General features: G+C 70.7%; 23 protein-coding genes and 1 pseudogene. 14 read left to right on the top strand and 10 right to left on the bottom strand.

Annotated features, from left to right (window positions below; translation table 11 throughout):
- Positions 1–11 precede the first annotated feature (11 nt).
- Positions 12–764, top strand: a complete 753-nt coding sequence (locus tag C8E87_RS27860; RefSeq protein ID WP_133875827.1) for a GntR family transcriptional regulator — start codon at positions 12–14, stop codon at positions 762–764.
- On the opposite strand, the gene C8E87_RS27855 is transcribed toward C8E87_RS27860, so the two are convergent.
- Genes C8E87_RS27855 through C8E87_RS27835 form a run of 5 tightly spaced genes read right to left on the bottom strand, consistent with a single transcriptional unit; the run spans position 719 to position 5829 of the window.
- Complete coding sequence (locus C8E87_RS27855; protein WP_133875826.1) at positions 719–1168, bottom strand: TetR-like C-terminal domain-containing protein; 450 nt, start codon at positions 1166–1168, stop codon at positions 719–721. The genes C8E87_RS27860 and C8E87_RS27855 overlap by 46 nt on opposite strands.
- Positions 1071–2777, bottom strand: a complete 1707-nt coding sequence (locus tag C8E87_RS27850; RefSeq protein ID WP_133875825.1) for an amylo-alpha-1,6-glucosidase — start codon at positions 2775–2777, stop codon at positions 1071–1073. The genes C8E87_RS27855 and C8E87_RS27850 overlap by 98 nt, the downstream gene beginning before the upstream one ends.
- Positions 2778–2804: 27 nt before the next feature.
- Positions 2805–3614 carry a carbohydrate ABC transporter permease gene (locus tag C8E87_RS27845; protein ID WP_133875824.1) on the bottom strand — a complete coding sequence of 270 codons (810 nt, stop codon included), beginning with the start codon at positions 3612–3614 and terminating at the stop codon, positions 2805–2807.
- Positions 3611–4573, bottom strand: coding sequence for a carbohydrate ABC transporter permease (locus tag C8E87_RS27840; RefSeq protein WP_133875823.1), 963 nt, complete (start codon positions 4571–4573; stop codon positions 3611–3613). Before C8E87_RS27840 ends, C8E87_RS27845 begins: the two co-directional genes overlap by 4 nt.
- A 2-nt stretch (positions 4574–4575) precedes the next feature.
- Positions 4576–5829, bottom strand: a complete 1254-nt coding sequence (locus C8E87_RS27835; protein ID WP_438866165.1) for a sugar ABC transporter substrate-binding protein — start codon at positions 5827–5829, stop codon at positions 4576–4578.
- A gap of 280 nt (positions 5830–6109) precedes the next feature.
- Here C8E87_RS27835 and C8E87_RS27830 point away from each other — a divergent pair, with 280 nt between their 5' ends.
- The 6 genes from C8E87_RS27830 (at position 6110) to C8E87_RS27805 (ending at position 13224) form a co-directional block, all read left to right on the top strand.
- Positions 6110–7123, top strand: a complete 1014-nt coding sequence (locus C8E87_RS27830; protein WP_133875821.1) for a LacI family DNA-binding transcriptional regulator — start codon at positions 6110–6112, stop codon at positions 7121–7123.
- 80 nt (positions 7124–7203) lie between these two features.
- Positions 7204–9027, top strand: coding sequence for an RICIN domain-containing protein (locus tag C8E87_RS27825; protein WP_133875820.1), 1824 nt, complete (start codon positions 7204–7206; stop codon positions 9025–9027).
- An 18-nt stretch (positions 9028–9045) separates the two neighbouring features.
- The gene (locus tag C8E87_RS27820; protein ID WP_133875819.1) at positions 9046–10509 is read left to right on the top strand and encodes an arabinofuranosidase catalytic domain-containing protein; all 1464 of its coding nucleotides are present in this window, start codon (positions 9046–9048) and stop codon (positions 10507–10509) included.
- 425 nt (positions 10510–10934) lie between these two features.
- Entirely contained in the window at positions 10935–12002 is a 1068-nt protein-coding gene (locus C8E87_RS27815; RefSeq protein ID WP_133875818.1) for a nitroreductase/quinone reductase family protein, read from the top strand.
- 157 nt (positions 12003–12159) lie between these two features.
- Positions 12160–12546: a hypothetical protein gene (locus C8E87_RS27810; protein WP_133875817.1), complete on the top strand. Its 387-nt coding sequence runs from the start codon at positions 12160–12162 to the stop codon at positions 12544–12546.
- 159 nt (positions 12547–12705) lie between these two features.
- Positions 12706–13224: a DUF6069 family protein gene (locus tag C8E87_RS27805; RefSeq protein WP_203720734.1), complete on the top strand. Its 519-nt coding sequence runs from the start codon at positions 12706–12708 to the stop codon at positions 13222–13224.
- Positions 13225–13475: 251 nt separating this feature from the next.
- On the opposite strand, the gene C8E87_RS27800 is transcribed toward C8E87_RS27805, so the two are convergent.
- Entirely contained in the window at positions 13476–14390 is a 915-nt protein-coding gene (locus C8E87_RS27800; protein ID WP_133875816.1) for an alpha/beta fold hydrolase, read from the bottom strand.
- A 264-nt stretch (positions 14391–14654) separates the two neighbouring features.
- Here C8E87_RS27800 and C8E87_RS27795 point away from each other — a divergent pair, with 264 nt between their 5' ends.
- Positions 14655–15746 carry an alkene reductase gene (locus C8E87_RS27795; protein WP_133875815.1) on the top strand — a complete coding sequence of 364 codons (1092 nt, stop codon included), beginning with the start codon at positions 14655–14657 and terminating at the stop codon, positions 15744–15746.
- A 238-nt stretch (positions 15747–15984) separates the two neighbouring features.
- Positions 15985–17607, top strand: a complete 1623-nt coding sequence (locus C8E87_RS27790; RefSeq protein ID WP_166661256.1) for an MFS transporter — start codon at positions 15985–15987, stop codon at positions 17605–17607.
- Positions 17608–18010: 403 nt separating this feature from the next.
- On the opposite strand, the gene C8E87_RS27780 is transcribed toward C8E87_RS27790, so the two are convergent.
- Positions 18011–18217 (bottom strand): hypothetical protein, encoded by a 207-nt coding sequence (locus tag C8E87_RS27780; RefSeq protein WP_133875813.1) that lies wholly within the window; start codon positions 18215–18217, stop codon positions 18011–18013.
- Between the two features lie 440 nt (positions 18218–18657).
- On the opposite strand from C8E87_RS27780, the gene C8E87_RS27775 reads away from it, so the two are divergent.
- From C8E87_RS27775 to C8E87_RS27760, 4 genes are all read left to right on the top strand, one after another.
- Positions 18658–18840, top strand: a complete 183-nt coding sequence (locus tag C8E87_RS27775) for a hypothetical protein (RefSeq protein WP_133875812.1) — start codon at positions 18658–18660, stop codon at positions 18838–18840.
- Between the two features lie 93 nt (positions 18841–18933).
- Positions 18934–19386, top strand: coding sequence for a glycosyltransferase (locus C8E87_RS27770; RefSeq protein WP_239080337.1), 453 nt, complete (start codon positions 18934–18936; stop codon positions 19384–19386).
- Positions 19387–19451: 65 nt separating this feature from the next.
- Entirely contained in the window at positions 19452–20588 is a 1137-nt protein-coding gene (locus C8E87_RS27765) for a glycosyltransferase (RefSeq protein WP_133875811.1), read from the top strand.
- Positions 20585–21622 carry a glycosyltransferase gene (locus C8E87_RS27760; RefSeq protein ID WP_133875810.1) on the top strand — a complete coding sequence of 346 codons (1038 nt, stop codon included), beginning with the start codon at positions 20585–20587 and terminating at the stop codon, positions 21620–21622. The genes C8E87_RS27765 and C8E87_RS27760 overlap by 4 nt, the downstream gene beginning before the upstream one ends.
- A 156-nt stretch (positions 21623–21778) precedes the next feature.
- Here the strand turns inward: C8E87_RS27760 and C8E87_RS27755 are convergent.
- Positions 21779–22881 (bottom strand): annotated as a pseudogene (locus C8E87_RS27755) (proteasome accessory factor PafA2 family protein).
- Positions 22882–23068: 187 nt separating this feature from the next.
- Entirely contained in the window at positions 23069–23356 is a 288-nt protein-coding gene (locus tag C8E87_RS27750) for a hypothetical protein (protein ID WP_133875809.1), read from the bottom strand.
- Between the two features lie 268 nt (positions 23357–23624).
- Between C8E87_RS27750 and C8E87_RS43860 the strand changes: the two genes are divergently transcribed.
- Entirely contained in the window at positions 23625–23801 is a 177-nt protein-coding gene (locus C8E87_RS43860) for a hypothetical protein (RefSeq protein ID WP_166661255.1), read from the top strand.
- Between the two features lie 358 nt (positions 23802–24159).
- On the opposite strand, the gene C8E87_RS27745 is transcribed toward C8E87_RS43860, so the two are convergent.
- Entirely contained in the window at positions 24160–26988 is a 2829-nt protein-coding gene (locus C8E87_RS27745) for an ATP-binding protein (RefSeq protein WP_133875808.1), read from the bottom strand.
- Positions 26989–26998: the final 10 nt, after the last annotated feature.

Here is a 26998-nt window from a genome sequence, read left to right as displayed (position 1 = left end):
AGCGTTACGGCATGGAGACGCGCCCCCTTGTCGGTCCTGACGCGCTGCCCCTCTACCTCCGCCTCGCCGACCGCATCGAGGAGGACCTGCGCGCGGTGAACGGCGCCGACGGAGCCCGGCTGCCGTCCGAGCGGCAGCTCGCCGAGCGTTACGACGCCTCCCGCGTGACCATCCGCGCCGCCCTCGCCGAGCTGCGCGAACGCGGCCTGCTCGTCTCCCTGCCGGCCCGCGGGTGGGCGATCGCCGCCGCGCCGAAACCCCGCGGGGGGACGGGCACCGCGGGCCGCGTCCTCGGCTTCACCGACCTCGCCCAGCAGCGCGGGCTCACCATGCGCAGCCGGGTGCTGAGCTCGGGCGTGCGCCCGGCGACCGTGCGTGAGGCCGAGCTGCTCAACACGGTCGCCGGCGCCGACCTGTTCGAGATGTTCCGGCTGCGCTACCTCAACAACATGGTGATCGCGCTCGAGCACAACCGGCTGCCGCTCGCCGTCGCACCGGCGATGGCGACGACCGACTTCACCGTGCGCTCGCTCTACGACGTGCTGCGCGAGGCGTCACCCACCCAGCGGCCGCACTACGCCGACTACTCGGTCGAGGCGCGCATCGCCACCGACGACGAACGGGCCAAGCTGGAGATCACCGGCCCGGTGCCGATCCTGGCGGCCACGCAGCTGACCTTCAATCAGGAGGCGGCACCGATCGAGCTGACCATCCAGGCCTACCGCGGCGACAGGTACACGTTCCGCGCCTCGATCACGGATTGACGTGCTGGCGGGCGGGCGGTGAGCGGGCTGATCACCGCCGCCGTCGCCGTGCCGTGCTCGCCAAGGAGCGGCAGGAACAGGTCGTCGACGATCGAGCGGATGCGGGCGGCCGGCACCGGTTCGAGGTCCATATGAATGTCGTGGCGCACCAGGTCGAACGGCATGGCGAACACTGCGGAGGGCGTCCGCTCCAGGTCGATCTCACCGCGGCCGTGGGCGCGTCGGCAGACGGCTCGGGCAGACGGAAGGGCCTGGTCGTCGAGCCGGCCGGGAACGCCGGCCACGAACACCCGACGCGCCGGTGAGTCAGGTTGCCCGGCCCTGGTGGGCCGCGGCGAGGACGAGATAGACGGCGGCCGTCCAGGTGTACGCGCGGTCCCGCAGGCCGTCCCCCGTTTCGGCATCGAAGTTCTCGGCGAAGCCCGACGTCTCGCACAGTTCGCGGAAGCGGCTGCTGACATCGTCGGCGAACGCGTCATGGCCGGCCCGCCGCAGGCCGTCCTCGATCAGCAGGGTGGCGGGCGCCCAGATGGGACCGCGCCAGTAGCCGTCCGCGGTGTAGCGGGGCGAGTCGAGCGGCTCGGTGGCCAGGCCGTGCGGGGTGAGGTGGGCTTTGAGACCGGCGGCCAGCGTCGTCCGGATGTCGGCGGGCAGGTCGGCGCCAAGGGCGATCGGCATCAGCGCCAGCAAGCTGGTGCTGCTCGTTGTTTCGCCGGTCTCGGGGCTGTGGGCCACGAATCGGCTGCCGTCCCACAGGGTCGACAGCAGCGCGGTGGTCAGCTCCTCGGCGGTCACGGTCCAGTTCCCGGCGGCGCCGGTGTCACCGAGTTCGGTGGCGAGCGCGCTCAGCTCTCGAAGCTGCATGATCAGGAAGCAGGTGAGATCGGCTGTTTCCAGCAGGCGGCCGGTGTCGAAGGTGGTCGCGTTGTCCCACCCGCTGTCGTTGCCGTGCTGGTAGTGCGGAAGAGGTCGGCCGGGTGCGCGCCGCTGGGTCAGCCAGAACGTCGTCCAGTGACTCAGCCGCTGGTAGGTCTCGCTCAGCTGATCGCGGTCGAGCGGCTCCGCCAGCAGCCGGCGCAGGTGACCGAAGGCCCAGCCGTGGATGGGCGGTTTGACGAAGTTGTAGAGCACCTCGGAATGGGCCACGGAGTCCGGCAACGCGCCGGTCGGATCCTGGTGGTCGAACGGGATGTGGAACTGGTCCCAGGCCAGCCCCGGATCGCCCGCGGCGAGGGCCAGCGCGTTGAAGCAGTGGTCCCAGCTCCAGACCTTGTCCATCCAGTGCTTGGACATCAGGACGGCGGGACGGTGGAAGAACCCGCCGGGGGCGACGGTGGCCGACCACAGCACATAGGTGGCCAGTTCGGCGGCGGGGGTCCGGGCGTCGCGCCACGGGGCGACCGCCTCGAGGTAACGGCCGAACCTGTCGGCGGCGGTGCGGGCCACCTCGTCGAAGGACGCGGTGGAGCGGTACGGGTCGCGGCTGCTCGTGTACTCCTCGATGGCCACCTCCCAGGCCGCGTCGGCGGGCAGATCGACGTGGCGGTCGCCGGCGCCGAGCGATTCGGCTCCGGTCGCGGTGTGCGCGCTCCCGCCGAGCACGGTGAGCCGGTAGCGCCGCCCGGTCTCGTAGGAGGTGAACACGTACGACGCGGCGCGCGGGTCCCGGTACAGGTAGGTGCCGGAGAACGGCGTCAGCGTGGTCGCCGCCGCCGTGACGCGCAGGCCGAGGCCGACGCCGCGCAGGCGGACGGTGTCGGCGGACTCGTACGCCGCCTCGATGTCGCCGGCCGGGTGTTCCCATCGCAACCTCGTCGGGCCGGCGACGACCCGGGCCTCGGCACGGCCGCCGGCGTGGCGGGGCTCGAAGCGCAGGACCGGGTGCATGCCGGACTGGTGCGAGACCAGGTGCAGGTCTGCGGCGTAGGTCTTCTCCGCGATGACGGGGGAGATGTCGAACCAGGACCCCGGGTAGCTGAACGGGATGTCCTGGACGGAGAAGGTCGTGATCACGGACGGGCGCCTTTCGTGGGGAGCTGATCAGTCCTTGACGGCGCCGGCGGTGACGCCGGCGGCCACGTAGCGCTGCGCCAGGATGAGCAGCAGCGTCGCGGGGATCGAGGCGACCACGGCGGTGGCCATGATCGCGTTCCATTGCTGGTTGTTGTTGCCGATGTAGTGGTAGATGCCCAGCGTGATGGGCTGGTGGGCGCCGCCGCCGTCGAGGGTCGCGGCGAACACGAAGTCCGACCAGGCCCACAGGAAGGCGAACACGCTGACGGTGACGATCGCGTTGCGGCTGACCGGCAGGACCACCGAGACGAACGTCCGCCACCGTGAGGCGCCGTCGATCAGCGCGGCGTGGATCAGTTCGTCGGGGATGCCGGCCATGAAGGCTGCGAAGATCAGCACCCCGAACGGCACCGCGATGGTCGAGTCGGCCAGGATCAGGCCCGCGACCGAGTTCAGCAGGCCGGCGCGCAGGTAGACGGCGTAGAACCCCATCGCCATGATGATGCCGGGGATCATCTGGGCGATCAGCAGGACGAAACCCAGGACACCACCGCCGCGTGGACGCAGTTTGGCCAGCGCGTAGCCGGCTGGGGCGGCCAGCGCGAGCGTCACGGCCACGGTGCCGAACCCGACCAGGAGGCTGGTGCCCAGGTACGGCAGTTGCTGGTCGAGCACTGCCCGGTAGCCCTCCAGAGTGCCGTCGGAGGGGAACAGGTGCGGTGGGTCGGCGCGCATGTCGGTGTCCTTGGTGAAGGACACGTTGATCAGCCAGTAGACCGGGAACAGCATGACGGCCGTCAGCGCGAGGCCGGCCGCGGTCTTCCACGCCTTCCTCATCGTTGCTGCCCGCGTTGCACCCGGATGTACATCAGCCCGCATGCCAGCGCGATGACGATCAGCAGGTTCCCGACCGCCGCGCCGGGCCCGAACCGGGGTACCAGGCTGCCGAAGCCCAGCCGGTACGACCAGGTGGCCAGCGTGGTGGACGCGTCGGCCGGACCACCGCGGGTCATGATCCAGATGATGTCGAAGACCTTGAGCGTGTAGACGAGGCCGAGCAGGATCGTGATGGCCGACACCGGACGCAGCAGCGGGAACGTGACCCATCGGAAGCGCTGCCAGCCGGACGCGCCGTCCAGCTCCGCCGCCTCGTGAACCTCCGGTGGGACGGCTTGCAGGCCGCTGTAGAGCACGACCAGATTGAACGGGATGCCGATCCAGATGTTGGCGACGATCACGCTGACCAGCGCCCACCGCGGATCGGTCAGCCAGTTCACCTGCCCCGCCCCGAGTGCCCTCAACCCGGCGTTGACGACGCCGGACTCGCTGTTGAGCATCCAGGACCAACTCGATGCGGAGACGATCAGAGGCAACAGCCAGGGTACGAGAAACAGCGCGCGCAACGTGGCGGAGAGCGGGAAGTGCTGGCGGAAGAACAGAGCCAGGGCCATGCCGATCGCGAACTGGAACGCCAGGCAGACCACGGTGAAGACGACGGTGCGGGTCAGCGCCGGCCAGAACGTGGGGTCGGCGACGACGGTGCGGTAGTTGTCCAGCCCGGTGAAGGGCGCCCCGCCGTGCACGAACGAGCGCACGGTGTAGGAGCGCAGGCTCAGGTCGAGGTTGCGGTAGAGCGGGTAGGCGTAGAACGCGCCGAGGTAGAGGACGACCGGCGCGGCGAACGCCCAGGCCTGCCATTGCTCCGCCCGGCGCCGGCGACGAGCGGCCGCGTCGTGCCGTTCTCCCGCCGGCGGCCGGGCCACGGCGGGAGAACGGTCGGTCACGGGTGTCGCCATGGTCACTTGGTGGCCGCGGCGGCCGACGCCTGGGCGGCTCTCAGCGCGTCCTGCGGCGATGCGCTCCCCGAGAGGGCTGCCTGGAACGCGCCCCACAGCGGCTCGGAGATCTTCGGATACTTCGTGCCGAGGTTGTCGCTCGTCCGTCCCTTGGCCGCCTCGACCGCCTCGACCCACACCTTCAGGTCCGGGTTCGCCGCCACCTGTTTGGCCTGCACGGCGTCGGTCGCGGCGACGTACGACAGCGTGGTGTCCGTGGTGTACGCGTTGTCGGAGCTGGTCAGGCAGCCGATGAGCCGGGCGCTGGTGGCGTACCGGGCGGTGTCGTCGCGCACCGGCGCGGTGACGAACTCGCCGCCGGTGGGTGCCGGCGCGGTTCCGCCAGTGGCGGCGGGGATGGGGATGATCCCGTACTCGAAGCCGGTCTTCTTGGCGTTGGCCAGCTGCCAGGTGCCGTTCTCGGCGAAGGCGTAGCCGCCACTGGCGAACTCCTGCCAGCTGGTGGTCTGCGTGTTGTTGATGACGGAGTTCGGGGCGTAGCCGTTCTTCAGCCAGTCGGTCCATAGGGTGAGGGCGGCGACGGCCTGCGGCGAGTCGAGCTGGGTGAGGCCGGCGCCGGAGCCCCAGAACCAGGGCAGGAACTGGAAGCTGCCCTCCTCGGTGCCGATCGCCGAGAAGGTGATGCCTTTCTTGCCGGCTGCCTTGACCTTGGCCAGCGCGGCGGTCAGGGACTCCCAGTCCGTGATCGTGCCGGGATCGACCCCGGCCGCGTCGAGAACCTTCTTGTTGTAGTAGAGCGCGAGGGTGTTGGCGCCGATCGGGACGCCATAGGTCTTGCCGTTGAGCTGTCCGGCGGCGAGCAGGTTGGGCTCGATCGCGGCGGTGTCGACCTTGGTGTCGTCGGTGGTGGTGAGCACGCCGGCCTCGGCCAGGGTGGAGACCACGGGGTTGTCCACGATCAGCACGTCCGGCGAGTCGCCCTGCTGGGCGGCCAGCAGGGCCTTGGTGGTCAGGTCGGTGGTGTCGAATCCGCTGCGCTTGACGGCGACGCCCGCGTCGGCGCCGCACTTGGTCAGCAGCTTGACCCAGTCGGACGAGGCGTCGAACTGCGGGTACGGATCCCAGACCGTGAATTCCTGGGCCGACGTTCCGGATGAGGGCGCCCCGGCGTCGGAGCAGGCGCCGCTGAGCGCGGTCAGGACCACGGCGAACAACGCGCAACAGGCTGCGCGGCGGCTGAGGGACGGGTTTCTCACGGCAACCATCTCCTGTATGCGACATCGCACGACGGGATTCGAATCGATTCGACCAGGTGCTGCGCCGACAGTAGGGCTCATTTCGAGGTCCGGTCAACACTCTTCTTGAGCGTTATTACCGCCTTTTGCAACATCCCGGTCATCTGGCGGACCCGCCGTTGACATCGGCGGATATCGCTGTCTAGCGTCAGCCGCGAACCGATTCGACATGCCGGAGACCCCGCTGTCCGGGTCGGCGCCGGGGTAGGTCAAGCTGCGAGGTCAGGGTGAGGAGGTACGCGTGAACATCGGGGAGATCGCCCGCCGGGCCGGCGTGTCGCGCAGCACCGTGTCCTATGCGCTGAGCGGACGCCGATCGGTGAGCGCCCAGACCAAACAGCGGATCCAAGCCGTGATCGACGAGCTCGGCTACCGGCCGAACGCCGCCGCCCGGGCGCTCAAGGAGGGCCGCACCCGCACCCTCGGGCTGGTCATCCCGCCGGCCAGCCTGCGCCTGACCGACATGCAGCTCGGGTTCGTCGCCAGCGTCGTCGAGGCGGCCGCCCACGCCGACCTGGACGTGCTGCTCTCCCCGTCCGGCGGTGACCACGACCGGTCGTTCGAGCGGTTGATCTCCGGCCGCCGGGTCGACGGGATCATCCTCATGGAGATCAGGCTGGAGGACGAACGGGTCACCCGGCTCCAGCAGGAAGGGCTCCCGTTCGTCACCATCGGTCACACCGCTCACCCGCAGGGCGTCTGCTGGGTCGACATCGACTACGCCGAACTGGTCGCCCGCAGCGTGCATCATCTCGCCGATCTCGGCCACCGCAGCATCGCCCTGCTCAACCGTTCCGCCGAACTGGTCGCGGCCGGCTACGGCCCGGCCCACCGCGCTCAGGCAGGCTTCGCCGAGGCAGTCGGCCGGCGGGGCCTGAGGGGGATCGAGCTGCCCTGCGCCGACGACCCCGCCGCCGGCGAGGAATGGTTCGAACAGCTGCGCGAACGCCATCCGGAAGTCACCGCCATCACCACCATCAACGAGGCGGCGCTGCCCGGCCTCCAACGCGGCATCGAGCGGCTCCACGTCGCCGTCCCGCGCGAGATGTCCATCGCCGGGGTCGCCGCCCGGCACTGGGCCGAAGGCTTCCGGCCCCAGCTCACCGCGGCCGACGTGCCCACCGGAGAAATGGGCGCCCACGCCGTCGAACTACTCCTCGAGCGGATCGCCGCGCCGACCGGCGCGCCGCGTCACCTGCTGCTCGCACCGCCCATCTCGTTGCGCGACAGCACCGGACCCGCCCGCACCGACTGAACCGTCCGCCCTCCCCCGGGACGAGCCGCCGGCTCCTCCCGCGATTCCCGCTGCCCTCGTCCCCCCCAACCGGAGGCGCCATGAAACCCGGATCCCCGCTCCGCACCAAAGTCGTCCGAACCCTGGCCGCTGTCCTGACCGGGCTGGGCGTCCTCGCCGCCCCGTCCCCGGCGCGCGCGGACGACCAGAGCATCAGCGTCAACTTCGCCGCCACCACCGCCACCCCCACCTACCGGGCGTCCGGCTGGATCTACGGCATGACCGAGAACGGCGCCGCGCCGCCGGACAACTTCTTCACCGACGTCAAATACCAGGCCATGCGGGCCGGCGGCGCGCAGCTGGCGGGCGGCGGCTGGGTCGGCGGCGGGTACGACCGCCGGTGGAACGCCACCCGCGCGCAGATGCTGCGGACCCAGGCCCTCGGCGGGAAGTTCATCCTGCTCGCCCACGATCTGTGGGGCGCCGACGGAGCCGCCATCGCCCGCTTCCCCGGCGACAACGGCGACTGGACCGACTACGACAACTTCCTCACCCGGGTGATCAACGATGTGAAGGCGACCGGTGTCCCGGTCCAGTGGGACATCTGGAACGAACCCAACATCACCCTGTTCTGGAACCGGCCCGCATCGCAGTACCTCGACCTGTGGCGGCGCACCTACCAGCGGCTGCGCGCCGACATGCCGGGCACCCTGATCGTCGGCCCGAGCTGCGCGTGCGTGCCGTCCACCGGCTACGCGTGGTGGACCCAGTACCTCGACTACGTCAAGGGCAACAACGTGGTGCCGGACATCGTCAGCTGGCACTCGCTGCCCGGCGACCCGGTCACCAACGTCGCCGCGGCCAACACCACCCTCGACTCCCGCGGCATCGCCCACCCCCGGCCTTACCAGATCAATGAGTACGGCGCCTCGAACGAGCAGAATCCCGGCGACGGCGCCTGGTACATCGCCCGGCTCGAACGGGCCGGCGCCGACGGGCTGCGCGCCAACTGGGCCAGCGGCGGCAACCTGCACAACGACCTGGGCAACCTGCTCACCCGCACCTCCGCCGGTCAGTACCAGCCAACGGGCGAGTGGTGGGTCTACCGCTTCTACGCCCAGCAGACCGGGACCGCCGTGGCCGGCACGGCGTCGGCCGGCTACGACTCCTACGCCACCAAGACCGACGGGAACGCCAAGGTCCTGATCGGCGGCGGCCGCACCACCGGCACGCTCACCGTCAACCTGCAAGGGCTGAACAGCACCGCCGGCGTCGTCACCGGCAACCAGGTCCGCATCCAGGTGCACCGCATCCCGTACAACAACGGCGGCGCGGTCGCCGGCCCGGCCACGGTCCAGGACCAGGTCGTCCCGCTCAACGGCAACACCGCCACCGTGGCCATCGCCAACAACGCCGTCAACGACGCGTACACGATCACGGTGCTGCCGCCCACCACCAGCGGGAGCTTCCAGAGCATCGCGGTGGCGCAACACAGCGGCCTCTGCCTCGACAACACCGACTCCCGCACCACCGACGGCAACCAGCAACAGCAGTTCACCTGCAACGGCGGCGCCCAGCAGCAGTGGAACTTCCGGCCGTCGGCCGGCGTCGCGGACACGTACACCGTCGTCAACCAGCAGAGCGGCAAGTGCCTGGACGTCAGCGGCGCATCCACCGCGGACGGCGCCGCCGTGATCCAGTGGACCTGCAACAGCGGCGCCCAGAATCAGCAGTTCACCCTGCGCCGGGTCAGCTACGCCGGCAACGACTCGCACGACCACCAGCTCGTCGCCCGGCACAGCGGCAAGTGCGTCGACGTCAGCACCGTCTCCACCGCCCCGCGCGCACCGATCCACCAATGGGCCTGCAACCCCACGAGCCAAGCGTCCCCGCTCAATCAGACCTGGCGCCTGCCCGGCCGATGACCCCCTGGAGCGTTCGTCATGGTTGACTCCCGACCCCGCAGATACCTCGTACCGCCGGCCGCGCTGAGCCTCCTTCTCGCCGTCGTGGCCGTCCCGGTCGCCGCTTCGGCCGCCATCGTGGGGACCGCGACTCGCATCGTCGGCGCGCAGTCCGGCCGCTGCCTCGACGTGCCCGGCTCCAGCGCCACCAACGGCACGCAGACCCAGCTCAACGACTGCACCTCGGCCGGAAACCAGTCCTGGACCCACACCACGACGAAACAACTGACCGTGTACGGCGCCAAGTGCCTGGACGCCTCCGGACGCGGCACCACGAACGGGACGGCGGTCGTCATCTGGGACTGCAACGGCCAGTCCAACCAGCAGTGGAACGTCAACGACGACGGCACGATCACCGGGGTGCAGTCCGGGCTGTGCCTCGACGCCAACGGTGCGGGCACGGCCAACGGCACCCGGATCATCCTGTGGGCCTGCAACGGCCAGGCGAACCAGCGATGGTCCCAGGTCACCGCGCCGACCGGCAGCGGCGGAACCTGCGACATCTACGCCGCCGGCGGAACGCCGTGCGTGGCGGCCCACAGCACGGTACGGGCGCTGTACGGCTCCTATCGCGGCAACCTCTACCAGGTGCGGCGCTCCGACAACCAGACCCGCAACATCGGCACGCTCAGCAGCGGGGCGGCCGACGCCGCGAGCCAGGACGCGTTCTGCGCCGGCACGACCTGTGTGGTGACCGTCGTCTACGACCAGTCGGGCCGCGGCAACGACCTGTGGTACCAGGGGTCGCCGGTCGTGCCCGGTTCGCCGCAGAGTTCCCCCGCCGTCGCCACGACCGAATCGCTGACCGTCGGCGGCGCCAAGGCGTACTCGCTCTACATCAAACCGGGCAACAGTTACTGGCGCGACGGGCACCTGACCGGTGTCCCGACCGGCAGCGCACCCGAGGGCATGTACATGGTCACCAGCGGCACCCACGTCAACAGCGGCTGCTGCTTCGACTACGGCAACAGCGAGACCACCCGCAAGGCCGACGCCGCCGGGGCCATGGACGCGATCTACTTCGGCACCAGTTGCTGGTTCGGCGGCTGCTCCGGGTCCGGGCCGTGGGTGCAGGCCGACCTCGAATGGGGTCTGTTCCCCGGCGGCAGCAGCACCTGGAACCCCAACCAGCGCGCGTTCACCAGCAAGTTCGTCACCGCGACGCTGAAGAACAACGGCACCTCCCGGTTCGCCATCAAGGGCAGCAACGCCCAGAGCGGAAGTCTCTTCACGCTGTGGGACGGGTCGCTGCCGCCCGGATACAGCCCGATGAAGAAGCAGGGGGCGATCGTGCTCGGCAGCGGCGGCGACTGCTGCAAACCGGACGGCGGCGCCAACCAGAGCGCCGGCACCTTCTACGAGGGCGCGATGGTCACCGGTTACCCGTCCGACGCGACCGAGAACGCGGTACAGGCCAACATCGTCGCGGCCGGCTACCGATAGGCGCCCTCCCGACGCTGCCTCCGCTGCCCGGCAAGGGACCCGATTCGTCCCCTTGCCGGGCAGTCTGCGGTGCCGGCACATCATCGTCGGCCTGATGAACCTCGCTGACCGAAACCTGGACCAGCGGCCAGTCCCGGCGCATCACGGTGGTGGCGGTCCGGCCCTCACCCCATTCCGTCGGCGCCCCGCCTTTCCTGCCAGGGCCGACGGTCCTTGAACCGCCAAGTGATCTCGGCCGGCAAGGCGGAGGTGCCGGGATGTGCTTCCCCAGGCATGCGCCAGTTCTGCGACGCGCTCGTCGACGAGGCTTTCGACCCGGCCCGACGAGTGGGTCGGCCCTGCCTGCGCCGGCGGATCGTCTGATAGACGGGTAGACAGACGCCGCGTCGGCAAGCGGTGCGGCCGCCTGGGAAGGCTGATGCGCGATGTCCAGCCGGCGGGGAGCAACGACGCCTTCGGCCGAAGTGCGACCGGATCGCATGGGAAGATTGCCGCGGTGGTGGGCCGCCGCCCTGAGCGTGCACCGCAACCTGGATCGGTGTCTGTCTCCGCTGGCCGTGTGGGCGGTTCGACGCAGCCGGGGCGGGGTCGCCCGGCCATGGCGGGTCGATGTTTTGGTGCTGACGACCACCGGGCGCCGGTCGGGCCGCCCGCGCAGCGTGGTGCTGCAGTTCTGGCCGGACGGCGAGGCCATGGTGGTGGTCGCCGCCAACGGCGGGTCAGCCACGCATCCTGCCTGGTACTTCAATGTGGTGGCGGAACCGCGGGCTCAGGTCGAGGTATGCGGACGGCAACTGGCCGTTCGCGCCGAACCGGTCACCGGCGAGCGGGCCGCGGACCTGTGGCGGCGCGTCGTTGACCGGGCACCGGGGTACGCGGCGTATGCGCGGGCAACCAGCCGGTCGATCCCCGTCCTACGGCTGACGCCCGAAAACGGTGCTGCGAGCGCTGAACACCCTTCGGACCTGTCGGTCTTGGCGGTGTCTGCGCCGGGTGCCGGGACGGCAGGCGAACCGTCGGCTCGCGGGCGGCCGGCTACGGCGACCGCGGTGATCCTCGCGCTGGCGTTCGTCGGGGTGACCGCAGTCGGCGGCGGCGCCGAGATGCTGTTCAACCCGAGGGGAAACAGCTACCTGAAGGCGCAGTGGCTCGATCATGTGCCGTTGGTCTCCGACTGGCGGGTTCCGGGCTTGGTGCTGGGTCTCGGTATCGGTGCCGGGTCGCTGCTGGCCGCTTGGGGCGTCCGGTGTCGGCCGCGCCGGCCGGGCGCGACCTGGCTGGAACGCGCCACGGGCCGGCACTGGTCCTGGGCGGCGACCGGTCTCGCCGGGATTGCTCTGCTCGGGTGGATCGCGCTGGAGGTGGCACTGATCCCCGACCGGTCGGTGCTCGAGGTCCTCTACGCGGTGCTGGCCGCCGCGCTGATCCTGTCCTGCGCGCACCCGTCTTTCCGCCGTTACCTGGCGGCCGCCCCGCCCACGCCGCGCCCGTAACCTCATCCTGTCGTCCCCGCAGGCACGGGGTTCTCCGAACGGCACCCGCTGGCCGTTCGCGCTGCTGTACTTCGCCGGCGCGACCGCGCTGGGCTTCGCCGCGGGCGGTGTCACCGCCCGCCTGGAGGATCGCGGCCTGCTGGCCGGTCAAGCCCGGTTGCCGGCCGCCGCCCAGGACGCGGACCGCGCCGCGGGAACCGGCGCCTGCGCCACGTCCGGCTGTTCCGGCGGTTCCCTGGCCGGCGCCGCCACACCGGCCGTGGTGACGGCGCCGGCCGTCATCCGGCGGCTGCGGCTGCCCCGGCTCGCGCGGCAGACCTGGCAGCTCGGCCGGCGTATCGGCCTCTACTTCCTCGCCTACAGCGCCGTCGGCTACCTGCTCATCGAGGCGCTGCCCACCCGAGGGCTCATCGACCTGCTCGGCGGCAACCCGCTGTGGGGTGTCCCCCTGGCCGCCCTGCTCGGCGTCCCGGTGTACCTCATCGCCCTGCTCGTCAGCGGCGCCGTCATGCTCGGCTGGACCGCCACCCTGACCCTGCCATGATCACCGACTGTGCCTGCTGACGGGCGTGCTCCGTCCGCGACGAAGGCCCCCGGCGGCGTGGCCTTTCGGCCGTGGCGACCGAGCGCGGGCGGTCGCAGGCTGAGGTCGTACCGGGCGATGCGCGTAACGACGATCCGGTCACGACGAAAGGATCCTCCGATGACAGCCTACGGTGGCGACATCCGCCAAGGGCCCGAGCGATACACACTGGACGCTGCACGATTCTGGGCCACCAGCCTCGCCACGGCGGTCGTGGCGGCGTTGGTCGCCGTCGTGGGCGTGCTCGTCGCCCGCGGCCTGTTCGATGTGCCGATCATGGCGCCCCGGGGTGACGGTGTCTGGGGCGACGCCAGCACGGTCACCTACGCGGCCGGCGCTGCGGTCTCCGCGCTGCTCGCGGCCGCACTGATGCACCTGCTCACGGTCGCCGTGGCCGAACCTCGGCGCTTCTTCGGCTGGATCATGGCCCTGCTGACGGTCATCGCGGTCGTCATGCCGCTGACCCTTGCCGGCCGGACCAGCTCGCAGATCGCCACCGCCCTGATCAACCTGGCGATCGGCGTCACCATCGCGACGACCGTGGACAGCGTGGCTCGGGCGACGCGACGACCGGGCGGCCCGGAACCGTACGACGGCGAGCTGACCAGATCCAGACCGCAGCGGCCGGCAAGGTCCTGATCGCCGCGCCCGCCGGATGCCGAGGGGCCGGGGAACGGCCCGAGCTGACGGCCCCGCAGGTGACCTCCGACCCTTCCGGACGGTGGTTCGCCGGCGTACTGGTGATGGTGACCGGCCGGGCGCGACGTACGGGCGTGGTGCCGCGCGACGGGGCAGGAACTGGCGGTCGCCGAACGCCGGGACGGCGACCACCGGTACCTGATCCGCAAGCGGCCCCGGCGTCGCACCGCCGACCTCCCGCCGGCCCTCCCCTACCGCGACGTCAGCAGTTCACGCCACCGCTCCTCGGTGTAGTGAAACGCCTTCGTCGAGACCAGAAACTCTGCCAGGGCCGCCAGGACCTCGCCCGGCGCCGTGATGTGCGGGTAGTGGCCGGCCCCCGCGATCTCCAGCAGCTGTGGCACGGTGAGCTGCTCCGCGACGGCGCGGTGATGGTAGCGGGGGATCACCCGGTCGTCGGTGCCCCAGGCCAGCAGCACGGGCAGGTCGGTCAGCAGCGCGAGGCTCTCGGTGGCGCTGACCGTCTGACCCCGCCAGTCGATCACGTTGCGGGCGGTACGCACGAACGTCCGCCGTTGCCGGGGGTCGATGAGCCGGTGCAGGTCCTCGGCCACCGGTCCGGAGTCGGGCCGGGCCAGGAACCGGGGCACCGCCCGGGTGACGCCCCGCAGGAAGCCGCGGGTGAAGGACTCGGGGAAGCGCGCCAGCACCGCCACCACGACTTTCGCGCCCGGCAGTGTGGCGGCCCGCAGCATCGGCGTCAGCTGTTGCCCCAGCCCACCGCTGCCGATCAGCGCGAGCCGCTCGGTGCGCTCCGGGAACTGGTAGGCGAACTGCAGGGCGATCCCCCCGCCGAGACTGTGGCCGACCAACGTCGCCGACCGCTGCCCCAGCGCGATCAGCAGGTTCCGCAGGACGACCGCGAAGGCGCCCAGGGAGTAGTCGCCGGCCGGCGGGTCCGACTCGCCGTGCCCGGGCAGGTCGGGGGCGATGACGGTGTGGGTGACGGCCAGCCCGTCCAAGATGCCGTTCCACGTCTGCCGGGTGCTGCCGAGCCCGTGCACCAGCAACAACGGCTCGCCGCGACCGGCCATGGTGTAGGCGACCTCCCGGCGGCCGATGCGGACGCGACCGTCGGTGCGGGCCGGGGCGAGCGGATCCAGCATCTGCGGCTCCCCCCTTTCCGCGTACGCGCCGCAATGCCACGCTCACACGCGGCCCGGGTGCACAGGCAGGGCCGGACGGACGTACCCCGGTCAACCATGGTCCCGAACGCCGGCCCCGACCTCGGAAGTCGTTGTCGGACCGATTCCTCCGTCGCGGCGCCGGGCTTCACCCGTCAGATCTCGGCGCCCAGGCCGGGTGAGCCTTGCCACGTCACGCATCTACGACTTGCATCTCACATCGGTGTCAGATTTTACGGTCGAGTCATGACTTCACTCTTCGACACCGTCTTGCTCGGCGGACTCCGCCTCCCCAACCGGGTCGTGATGGCTCCGATGACGCGCGTCCGATCCGACCGCGACGGCCTGGCGACCGCGTCGATGGCGACCTACTACGCCCAGCGGGCCGGCGCGGGCCTGATCATCAGCGAGGGTGTCCAACCCAGCCTGGTCGGGCAGTCCAACCCGCTGACGCCGGGGCTCTACACGCCTGCCCAGGTCGACTCGTGGCGGCAGGTGACCTCGGCCGTGCACGCCGGCGAAGGACGGATCTTCGCGCAGATCATGCACGCGGGACGGATCAGTCACCCGGACACGACCGGTCACCAACCAGTCGCGCCGTCCGCGGTCGCCGCACGCGAGGTCTACGTCTTCACCCCCACCGGACCGCAGCTCGCACCGACGCCGCGCGCGCTGTCGACCCACGAGGTGGCCGATGAAGCGCAGAGTTTCGCGGCAGCGGCGCGGCGCGCAGTGGAGGCCGGCTTCGACGGCGTGGAACTGCACGGCGCGAACGGATACCTGATCGGGCAGTTCCTCTCCGGCAACGCCAATCTGCGCACGGACCGCTACGGCGGGACCATCACCGGGCGTATCCGGTTCGCGGTGGAGGCGGTCGCGGCCACCGTCGATGCGATCGGCGCGGATCGCGTCGGCCTGCGATTGTCGCCGGGTGCGGGCATCGGGGACGCCATCGACACCGACATCGCCGAGATGTACGGGGCACTGCTCACCGAACTCGTCCGGCTCAGCCCGGCGTACGTGCACCTGGTGGGCAACGACGACGAGGTCCTGCTCGGACTGCGCCGCGCGTGGCCCGGCACGCTGATCGTCAACCCGTCGGCGGCGAACAGTCCCGTCCCGTCGGCCCGGCACGACGCCCAGCGCTGGCTGGCCCAAGGGGCGGACCTGGTCTCGTTCGGCCGCGCGTACCTCGCCAATCCCGACCTCGTGGAGCGATTCCGGGCAGATCTACCGCTGACGGAGGCCGATCCGGACACCTACTACGTCGGCGGCGACGACGGCTACCTCACTTACCCTACGTACGGCCCGGGCCCGATCGCCCCGGTGTCCGTCTGACGCAACCGTCGTATCCGGCGGCTGGACGGGTCCGCACCGACCCGCAGCGACCACCGACCGGACCCGCCAAGCGTAGGACGTGCCCGGCCGCTCCCGACTCCGATGCCGGCCGGCACCTTCGGAGCGCCGTCCGGGACGGCAGCCCGTCGTCTCGTCCACGGTACCGAGGCCCTATGGCGCGCTGATGGGGGGCGGATGCCCGTGGCGTGCCCGACCGGCCGAGGTTCTTGATGGGGCCATGAGTACGACCAAGGCTGACCACACCCAGGTGACCCAGCAACCACCGGTTCCCCCGCACAGAGCATGGGCGCTGCTCGTTCTCTGCGTATCGCTGCTGATCGTCACCCTCGACAACACCATCCTCAACGTCGCGCTGCCGACCCTGGTCCGCGACCTGCACGCCACCTCGAGCCAGCTGCAATGGGTCGTCGACGGCTACGCCCTGGTCTTCGGCGGCCTGCTACTGGTCGCCGGCAGTCTCGCCGACCGCTACGGACGCAAGCGCGCGGTCCTGCTCGGCCTTTGCCTGTTCGCCGTCGCCTCCGCGTGGGCGGCGTGGTCGTCCAGCGTGCACACGCTGATCGCCGCCCGCGCGAGCATGGGCGTCGGCGCGGCCCTGATCATGCCGGCCACGCTTTCCATCATCACCGACATGTTCCGCGAACCGGCTGCCCGGCAACGCGCGATCGGCGCGTGGGCTGCCACCAGCGGACTCGGCATCGCGATCGGCCCGATCGCGGCCGGCCTGCTGCTGGCCCACTTCTGGTGGGGCTCGGTCTTCCTCGTCAACGTTCCCATCGCCGCCCTCGGTTTCGCCTGCGCGCTGCTGCTGGTCCCGGACTCGCGGAACCCGGTCCCGCGGCGTGCCGACCCGGTCGGCGCCGCCCTGTCGATCGCGGGCCTCGGCCTGCTGCTGTGGGCGATCATCGAGGCACCGACGGACGGCTGGGGGTCGGGCCGCGTCCTCGGCGCCGGGCTCGGCGGCCTCGTGGTGCTGGCCTTGTTCGTCGTCTGGGAGAACGCGAGCTCGCATCCGATGCTGAGCCTGAGCTTCTTCCGCAGCCGCCGCTTCTCAGTCGCCACCTCCGCCGCCGGGCTGAACACGTTCGCACTGTTCGGCGCGATGTTCGTGCTCACCCAGTTCCTGCAGTTCACCCTCGGCTACTCGGCGCTGGCCGCCGGCGTGCGAATCCTGCCGGTGGCGTCAGTGCTCGCCGTGGCCGCACCCGCTTCGGCCCAGCTGGTCCGTCTGATCGGCACCAAGCTCGTCGTGGCGGCCGGGCTCACTGCCGTCGCCGGCGGCCTGTGGCAGCTGTCCACCGCCACAACCAACTCGTCGTACGGGGACGTACTGCCCGGAATGATCCTGCTCGGGCTCGGCGCCGGACTCGTCATGCCCGCCACCGCCGAATCCGTGATGGGCTCCCTGCCACCCGGCCGCACCGGCGTGGGGGCTGCCACCAACGGCACCTCCCTGCAAGTGGGCGGCGCCCTCGGCGTCGCCGTCGTCGGCAGCCTCCTCAACACCCGCTACCAGGACCAGATCAGCACCGCGCTGGCCCCGTACCACTTGCCGGGCGACGTTACCGCCACGGTCCACGGCTCGATCGGCGGCGCTCTTGAGGTCGCAGCCCGGCTCGGCGGTGAGGCCGGCCACCTGCTCACCGCCGCGGCCCGATCCGCCTTCATGGACGGCATGCATCTCGGCCTGCTCACCGCGGCCGGTGTCGCCGCCGCCGGCATTCTGCTCACGGCGATCGCCCTGCCCGCCCGGCCGCCCGAGAAACAAACGCCGGCGTCGACCGACCAGCACACGCTCGCGTCGCCCGCCCAGGCGCCCGAAGACCACACAGAGGATTGACGAGCTCTCGCCGGATGCTGTCGCAGAGAACACACCCGCTCGAGCTGTAACAGTTCAGGGCGTACGCCTGAGGGGTCGAGCGGCAGTGGCAGCTCGTCGTCGGGCCGGCCGGTTTGCGTGGCGGGGTTCAGGCCCGAGTCAGGGCCGGGTGGCCGGTACGGGCGCGGGTCTTCGACCTCAACGGCATCGGCGGTCTCCCGTCCAGCCCCGCCGAGGCTCCCACCGGCCTGAGCGGGTCCGGAACTGGCACTCAGACTCGGCGTACACACCGCCACCGGCCTGGCCGCCGCGGTGAAGCACCGCCTCGAACGCATGCAATACCGCACCCGTCTGATTGACGGCTGCCTCACCGGAACCGGTCTATCTCCGCCCTCACCAGCCAGACCCTGATCGCAAAGGATGTCTAGGTCCCGGTGCCCTCCCCGCGGCGAGGCGCGAGCGACAGGCGCACACCGGTCGCGGTCTCCTCGACCACGAACGTCTCGGTGCGACCCTGATCCGGCAACATCGCGTCGTACAGTTCGGTGTTGGCGATCTCGACCGTTCCGCCGGAGCGGCTGATGAGGACCGCGAGTACGGCACGGAGATTGACGTCGCTGAGATAGCGCACGGGCAGACCACCCCTTTTCCACCATGACCGTACAGCCGTTTCGGACGGCCGACGACCACCTGCAGGCAAACGACCTCATCCTCCACCGGACCATGCTTCCGTCGAATGTGACGAATATGGGTGGCTGCCGCCGGCGACCGACGACGTTCGCAACCTTTCGAACCCCCGTATTCGCTGACGACGACCCATCACCGGCGAGAAGCGGACCGCCGCGCCGATGTCCCCCGCATACCGCCGGCAAGGCGGCCACGGCGTCAGATGTGCAGCACGCGCATTACCCTGCTCCGCACGCGGCAAAGCATCACCGGACCGGTGCCGCCGGCGCCCTGCCCGCCGCGCTCGGAGTGCGGCTCCGGTGGTAGGCGTAGGCTGGTAGTTGTCGCTCCAGACTCCGGCGGCTTCAGCCCATCGACCACCGGTGATTCCAGGAAGCAGACAAAATGATCATATCCAAGGCAGCCGTCGTCGCTGTTCTGCGTGAGCGCGGCCAGCATGCCCGAGCCGATTTCGTCGACCGTGAATTGCCCGACCGCATCGACTCGGCCCGGCACAGCGGCCTGCTCGCGACGCTTCGTCTTGACCCGACCGTGTTGGAAGAGCTGGCCGGATCCGACTCCCCGTGAGGGTCGCCCTCCTGGGACCGGTGACCTGGCGAACTCCGCCGCGAGCCTACGGCCCCTGGGAACAGGTGACCGGCCTGCTCGAGTCCCCGGATCTTGCCCGCCTATCAGGCGAGCGACTCGTCGTTCGTGTCCATCTCGGACGCCGACCGCAGCCCCGACCTCGACTATGCCGTGACGGTGCACCACGGTGTCGACGCCGACGGGCTCCCGTTCAACCCGCGTCGCGGCGAGATCCTCGGCGGCGCCGCAGCCCGGCTGCACCCGATCGACTTCGACGAGCCGTTCGGTCTGTCGATCGTGGAATCCCTGATCTGCGGTACGCCGGTCATCGCCTATCCGCGCGGCGCCCTGCCCGACATCGTCGACGAGGGCATCACCGGTCGCCTTGTACGCGACATCGGCCAAGCTGTGGCGGCCGTCCACTCGATTCACACGGTTGACCGGGCCGGCTGCCGTTCGCAGGCCCGCGAACGCTTCGGCGCCGACCGGATGGTCGCCGGCTACCCAGCTGTCTACGAGAGGCTCATCGGCGACAGCCGTCGCTGAACCCGTACTGCTCTCTCGACCCGGCCGGCGTTCGACGCCGCGGGCCGATGACCGAAAGGCACATCATGACGATCAGGTACGGATTCCTCAGCACTCACCCACCCACCCGCTGCGGCCTGGCAACGTTCAACTCCGCACTCGTCGCGCATCTGGGCACGCCCGACTGCCCAGGCGGCGTCGTGCGCGTGGCGGCGAAGGGCGACGACCCGGTACCCGCGCCCGGGGTGGTGCACACCTGGAGGGCGACGACACCGGTCGGCTGGCGTGACACCGCCGAGGTGCTCAACACTTTCGACGTCGCCGTCATCCAGCACGAGTACGGCATCTACCCCGGCCGCGACGGCGGAGAAGTCTTGTCCGTGCTGCACCGGCTCACCGTGCCGAGCATCGTCGTTCTGCACACTGTGCTGACCCACCCCACCGAAAGTCAGAGGTCACTGCTCGAGGGGATTGTGGCTGCCGCCGGCGCGGTCGTCACCATCACCCGGGCCGCGTACGACCGGTTGCTTGCCGGCTATGCCGTCGACCCCGCGAAGATCTCCGTGATCCCGCACGGCGCCTCCGGCTACGCCGACGCCGTGGCACCTCGGCGTGCCGAGCCGCACCTGCTCACCTGGGGTCTGCTCGGACCCGGCAAGGGCATCGAGTGGGCGCTACGCGGCCTGGCACTGCTGCGGGACGTCGAGCCGGAGCCCGTCTACACGGTGGCCGGCCGGACCCACCCCAAGGTTGTTGAGCTGCACGGCGAAGCGTACCGGGCGAGTTTGCACCGGCTCGGGGCAACCCTCGGCATCGCGCACCGGGTGCGTTACGCGCCGGACTACCTCGACGACGCGGCGCTCGGGGCACTCGTGCGCTCCGCCGATGTCGTGGTGCTTCCCTACGACTCCACCGAGCAGGTCACCTCAGGCGTCCTGGTCGAGGCGGTGGCGGCCCGGATCCCGGTCGTCGCGACCCCGTTCCCGCACGCTGTGGAACTGCTCACCGACGGGCCCGGTCTGCTCGTGCCGCACAAGAAGCCGGTTGCCCTGGCCGCCGCGATCCGCCGAATCATCACCAAGCCCGCGCTGGCCGCGACTCTGCTCGAACGCAACGGCCACGCCGGGTCGACGCTGCGCTGGCCGGCCGTCGCGCAGCGATACCACGACCTGGCGACGACGCTGGTCGCCGCCGCCCGGCCGGCCGTCGCGGCCGGCCCGTGACCGTCAGGACGGCGACCTTCGCGCCGGCAGCCGGTCACGACATCTCCGGTCCCACCTTCGCCCACCTGGTGCGGCTCACCGATGACACCGGCCTCTTCGAGCATGCCCGCCACGCCACCGCCCGGCGCGAGCACGGCTACTGCACCGACGACGTCGCTCGCGGCCTCGTCGTCACCAGCCGCGAGGCCGCCCTGTCGACCGACGTGATCCGGCTCGCGGAGTGCTATCTGACCTTCCTCACCCACGCGCAGGACGCCCAGGGCGCCTTCCACAACCGGCTCGGGTTCCACCGGGCCTGGACCGATCAACCCGGTCTCGGCGACTGGTGGGGGCGCGCTCTGTGGGGCCTCGGCACCGCCGCCGCCCGCTGCCCGGTGCCGTGGATCCGTCAGGAAGCTCTTCTCGCCTTCACCCGGGGCGCCTCGTGCCGGACCGACGCCCCGCGAGCCATGTCCTTCGCCGCGCTCGGTGCGGCCGAGCTGCTCCGCACCGACCCCGGCAACGAGACAGCCGCGGAGCTTCTCGCCGATGCCGCTGCTGTCATCGGCCGTCCGGGTCTCGACCCGCACTGGCCGTGGCCGGAGGAACGCCTCAGCTACGCCAACGCCGCCCTCGCCGAAACCCTCATCGTCGCGGGCGACCTCCTCGACGACCCGGCGGCCCGGGCCGCCGGCCTGCGCATGCTGACCTGGCTGCTGCACATTCAGATCAGCGACGGCCACCTGTCGGTGCTCCCGTCGTCCGGCTGGCTCCGCGGCAACCCCAGGCTGCGTCACGACCAGCAACCGATCGAGGTGGCGGCGCTGGCCGACGCCTGCGCCACCGCCGCCGCGGTCACCGGCGACGCGAGCTGGCACGTCGGAACCCGCCGCTGCGTCGACTGGTTCCTCGGCGCCAACGACATCAACCAGATCATGTGGGACCCGGCGACCGGTGGCGGCTACGACGGGCTCACGCTGCACGGACCCAACCTGAACCAGGGCGCCGAGTCCACCCTCGCCCTGATCTCCACTCTCCAGCACCACACCGGTTGAGGCGCCGATCGCCGCTCGTGTGAGGGTTTGCCGAAGCAGGTCACGCCCAGGTCGACTTCACCATCTCCGACGACGACATGAACGAGCTCCGTGGCCTGCAGCCCGCGACTACGGCGACCACAGCGGCAAGCAGAACGGCTCGGCCGGCTCGGTGGGTCACATGCCGGCGATCAGGCGCTCCACCCGCTCGTCGTACGCCCGGAACGGGTCTTTGCACTGCACGGTGCGCTGAGCCTGGTCGTTGAGCTTGAGGTGCACCCAGTCGACGGTGAAGTCTCGCTGCTTCTCCTTCGCGGCCCGGATGAACTCGCCGCGGAGCCGGGCCCGGGTCGTCTGCGGCGGGACCTCCTTGGCCTCGAAGATCTGCAGGTCACCGACGACCCGGTCGACCTGCCGGCGCTTCTCCATCAGCGCGTACAGCCCGCGGCCCCGGCGGATGTCGTGGTACACCAGGTCGAGCTGGGCGATCCGCGGGTGGTTCATGGGGATCTGGTGTTTGGCCTGGTAGCGCTCGATCAGCTGGTACTTCGACACCCAGTCGATCTCCCGGGCTATCGGGTCGAGGTTGCCGCTCTCGATGGCATGCAGGACCCGGCCCCACAGCTCGATGATGCGTTTGGCGCTCGGGTCGCCATGACGCTCGACGAACTCGGTGGCCTTGGCCAAGTATTCCCGCTGCACCTCCAGCGCGGAGACCTCTTTGTTGTTGGCCAGGCGGACCTTGTGGCGGCCGGTGATGTCGTGGCTGATCTCGCGGATCGCGCGGATCGGATTCTCCAGAACAAGGTCCCGCATCCGGCACCGCAGATCAACTGGCGGGTGACCAGGAACGGGATCATGACGTCGGCGAGCCGGCCGAACTCGCCGTGCCGCGGCACGGAGTAGTTCTCGTGGCAGCCGTACGAGTTTCCGGCCGAGTCGGTGTTGTTCTTGAACAGGTAGATCTCGCCCGCTATGCCCTCGTCGTGCAGCCGCTTGTCCGCATCGACCATCAGACCCTCGAGGATGCGCTCGCCGGCCCGCTCGTGGGCGACCAGATCGGTGAGGGAATCACACTCCGGGGTGGCGTATTCGGGATGGGAGCCGACGTCGAGGTAGAGGCGGGCGCCGTTAGGGAGAAACACGTTGCTGGAGTGCCCCCAGGAGACCACGCGGCGGAACAGGTAGCGGGCCACCTCGTCCGGCGACAGTCGCCGTTGTCCACGACAGGTGCAGGTGATGCCGTACTCGGTTTCCAGTCCCACAATGCGTCGTTCCATGGCTGCTCCATCCGGTCACGTGCCGACGGGTTGTCGTGGACGAGCCCGAGCGGGCCGCTGGATGGCGCCGGACGCACGCCCGGCGAGAAACGAGCAGCACCAGGGACCAGGGCGTCGAGCGCCCAGCCGGATGAGGACGTCGCTCCACCGGAAAGGGGCCGTGCACCGCACGATCGCGGGGCCCGGATCAGAAGGGCGGAGCATCCTCGCCCATCAGCACCACTGTAAGGCCCCCCTTACCGTTCTTGAGGCCCTGCACCACGACCTTGCCGGTGCTGCCGTCGGGCAGTTCCAACGTGAAGGCCTTCCCGACGTCATCGGCGCCGATGTCGTCGGCGCTGTTCGCGGGCCGGAAGTCGCCGGCCCACGGCGGGATCCCGCCCTTGCGCCCGGGCTCGGCGAAGAGTGCGGCTGTGCCGGGAGTTCTGGTGCCGTCCGAGGAGATCAGTGTCGAGGCGCTGCGGTAGGTAGCCATGTGCCAGGACGCTATCCCGGATTGCGCTCGTCCGCCGATCTCAGAACCCCGCCATTCGCGAGGCCGACAAGCCGGCGGGTGGCCCACGCTCGCCCCGAGCGCCTTTGTCCGTGCCCTGGCCACGACGAGGCCCGCTGGGGCTGGTGTGATGATCCCCGCGGCGGGGCATCCTCTGTCAATGGACGATTCTTCCCCACAGGAGCGGCTCCGTAGCGAGATCGGGCGGGCTCGGCAGTTCGTCCGTCGTCTTGCCGAGACGGAGGAACGGGTGGCCGAGGTCGAGGAGCAGGTCGCGGCGACCAACGATCACCTGGCGGCCACCCGTGGTGACGCCAAGTACCGCGATCGAGCGGACCATGCCCGCCGGCAGGCTCAACAGGCGCGCGAGGTGGCGTCGGCGATCGGGCAAGGGGACGAACCGGCGGACCGACTGAACAACTCATGATCCGCCACCAGCGCCTGGTCATGCAGCTGCACAAAGTCACGCCCACGACAGACCTCAAGGAGTCGCCGGGTCTCCTCGTCGCTGAGGACCTCGACCAGCTCTTGACCTGCCGTCGGCCCGGCCACCTCGCCCATCGGCGACCGTCTGATCTCACCCTCAGCAACGAGCCCGCCGAAGAACTGCTGCAACGCTTTCGAAGCCGTGCCCTCAGTCGATCGGAGCGTAGATCACGACCCAGTGGCTGCTCTCGGTATCGTGCGGTCCGCGTGATCTTCCGCACGGCACCACCTCTCCCACAACAGCGAGAGGGACAGCCTGCCCGAACCGTCGTCGGAGCCGACGGATCACACGGCCGAGTTCAAAAGCGGGGCGCCGATCGACACGGTCGGGACACCAGCTCACCCAGCTCCGTCACAGCGTGGTCGAGCACGGCGGGCCCTCCCAGCTGCGCCGCTTCGTTGCGCACATGCTGCAGCTCGTCCTCGTCCACGATCTCCCCCACACGCACAAACGATCGCGTGCTGTACCGGGCGATCTCCGGGCTGATGGCGGCAGCCCCGGGTATGGCGTCGGCAACGACCAACAGGAGGGCCGCGGTTGACGTCCGGCCGGCCGAGGCGAGCAGCTCGGCCGCGTTGCGGGCGGTGGTCCACAGCTGGGTCGTCTGCCCGGTGCGCCGCCAGAACTCGATGAGGTAGGCGAAGCCGTCAGCCGCACCCGCCGCGTCCCCGGTCCGTGCCTGTGCCAGGGCCAGGGACACCCGCGCCACCCCCTCGACGAAGCTGCAGCCTACCGAGGCGGCCTCCCGGATCGCGGTCGAGTAGCACGTGATCGCCTGCGTCGGTGGCAGCAGCTCACCCTCGACATAGGCGACGAAGGCGCGGTGCGATCCGCATCGGGAGGTCGCTCGCGCCCGGTCCAGCAGCGAACGGGCCGTTGCGCGATCACCGTCGTAAGCTGCGGCGAGGGCGGCGGAGCCGACGAACGTCGCCTCGTCCGGGCTGGGTGTCACGGCGGCGCGCAGCCAGTGCTCGCGAGCCGTTCCGAAGTCCCCACGAAAGTGCGCGACGACCCCGCGCACACTCCAGCCGCGGATCTCGTCGCCCGCGTCGATCGCCTCGCCGGCAAGCCGTTCGGCCTCGCCCAACTGCCCGGTGAGACGCGCGGCTTCCGCCGCGGCGGCGAGTATGGCGGCGCGAGCGGGGTGACCGGCGATCGCCGGGTCGGCGGCGAGCTCCGTGCCCCAGGACCAGATTTCGGGTAGATCGCGCCACGTGGCGACCTGGTTCACGCCGAGCGTGATCGCCACCCGGTCGTCGAAGGACGCCAGGCCGCGGGCGGCGCGCAGATTGTCGAGCTCGGCCCGCAGCTTCCGATCGACAAGTGCCTCTTCCGCCCCCGGCATCCGGACGCCGATCTCCTCGGCGACGACGCGGCACCGGGACACGAACCGCGCGGATGCCTCGTCGCGCTCGGCCAGGCGCTCGATCTCGTCGTGGAGGAAGGCGCGGACGGTGAACAGCAGCCGGAAACGACCCACGACCGCATCCACGACCAGCAGTGACGCGTCCACGAGCCGGTGCAACAGGTCCACAGGGTCGTCGGGCAGCCCGACACCCAGTGCTTCCACCGTGGCGACGTCCACCCCGCCGACGAAGGGCGCGATCGCGCGCAGGAGCCACTGTTGGTCGGGCGTGAGCAGGCGGTACGACGACGCGATGGTCGCCCGCAAGGTCCGCTGTCGCTGGGCCTCCGGGCCATCGAGCCCGGTCGCGAGGTCGAGGGCCCGGTCCAGGCGGATGAGCACATCGCGCATCGGCATCAGTCCCACCTGTCTGGCGGCCAGCTCGATGCCGAGCGGCAGACCGTCGAGGCGTTGCAGGATCTCGACAAGATCGACCGCTTCCTGCGCGGCCAGCTCGTAGGACGGCCTGCGCCGCCGAGCGTGCTCCACGAAGGCGCGCACGCTCGGCATGCGACGCAACGCGCCGAGGTCGGCCGCATCGCGAGGTACCGGGAGTGGCTGCAGCCGCACGACGTACTCCCCCGGCACCTGCAGCGTCACACGCGAGGTGGCCAGTACCCGCACGCCCGGCGACAAGCGTCGGACGGCGACCACCAGATCGCGACAGGCGGCGGCGACGTGTTCACAGTTGTCCAGCACGAGGAAGAGCGACCGGTCCGCCAGAGCGGCTGCGATGTCAGCCGGGTGGACCTCGCCGGTCATCCGCAGCCCCAGCGTGGACGCCACCGCCTGGCACACGTGTTCGGCCCGGTCGACCACGGCCAGCGGCACGACCACCGCCTCGTCGGCGTCCGCCGCGATGTCGAGCCCCAACCGGGTCTTGCCGACCCCACCCGCACCGGTGAGAATCACCACCGCATGATCGGCAAGCAGTCGAAGCACTTCCTCGCGCTCGTGCTGCCGACCGACCATCGGACCGCTCGGCCTGGCGACACGCGCGGCGACCGCGGGCCGCCCGAGCGACCCGGCCGCCACCCGCTTCTCCACCTCGGCCAGCACGGGCGTCGGGTCCAGTCCCGTCTCGTCGGCCAGCCGGCGGCGGAACGCCCGGGCCGCCGTCATCGCCTCCGCTGCGCGGCCCTCGGCAGCCAGCGCGCGGATCTGCAGGAGCGCAGTCCGCTCACGCAGCGGAGCTGCAGTCGCCGCGGCCGCGGCGTCGACGGCGACATGCTCACCTGCGGCCAGGCGGCGCTCCAGGAATTCCTCGACCAGCTCCAGCTTCAACTCGCCGAGCCGGACCGCTTCATTCGCCAGCTCGGGCAGCGAGCGGAACTCCTCCAAGGCGGGCCCGCGCCACAGCGACAGCGCCGCCCCGGGGTCGTCAGTGGCGAGGCGTCGCACGGCATCGACATCGAGCTCCCACGGCTCCAGGTGAAGACGGTAGCCGTTGGCCCGCCGTTCCAGCCGCCCGGCCAGCCGACCGAGGTGGCCGCGTACACGGGAGATGTGGTTGTAAAGCGCCTGCACCGCGTTGTCGGGCGGATCGTCGGGCCACAACGCATCGATCAGCCGCTGGACTCCCACCGTCCGCCCGGCCTCGAGAGCGAGCAGCGCCAACAGGGCTCGCCGCAGGCTGCCGGGGACGTCGACGGTTCGGCCCTCGACCACGACGGCGAGCGGACCGAGGAGGTCGACGCGTAGCGGGAGTCGGGACCGGTCCATTCCCGCACTC

The organism is Paractinoplanes brasiliensis (genome assembly GCF_004362215.1).
In the GTDB taxonomy this organism is placed as follows: domain Bacteria; phylum Actinomycetota; class Actinomycetes; order Mycobacteriales; family Micromonosporaceae; genus Actinoplanes; species Actinoplanes brasiliensis.
This window is presented reverse-complemented; position numbering and strand designations above follow the sequence as displayed.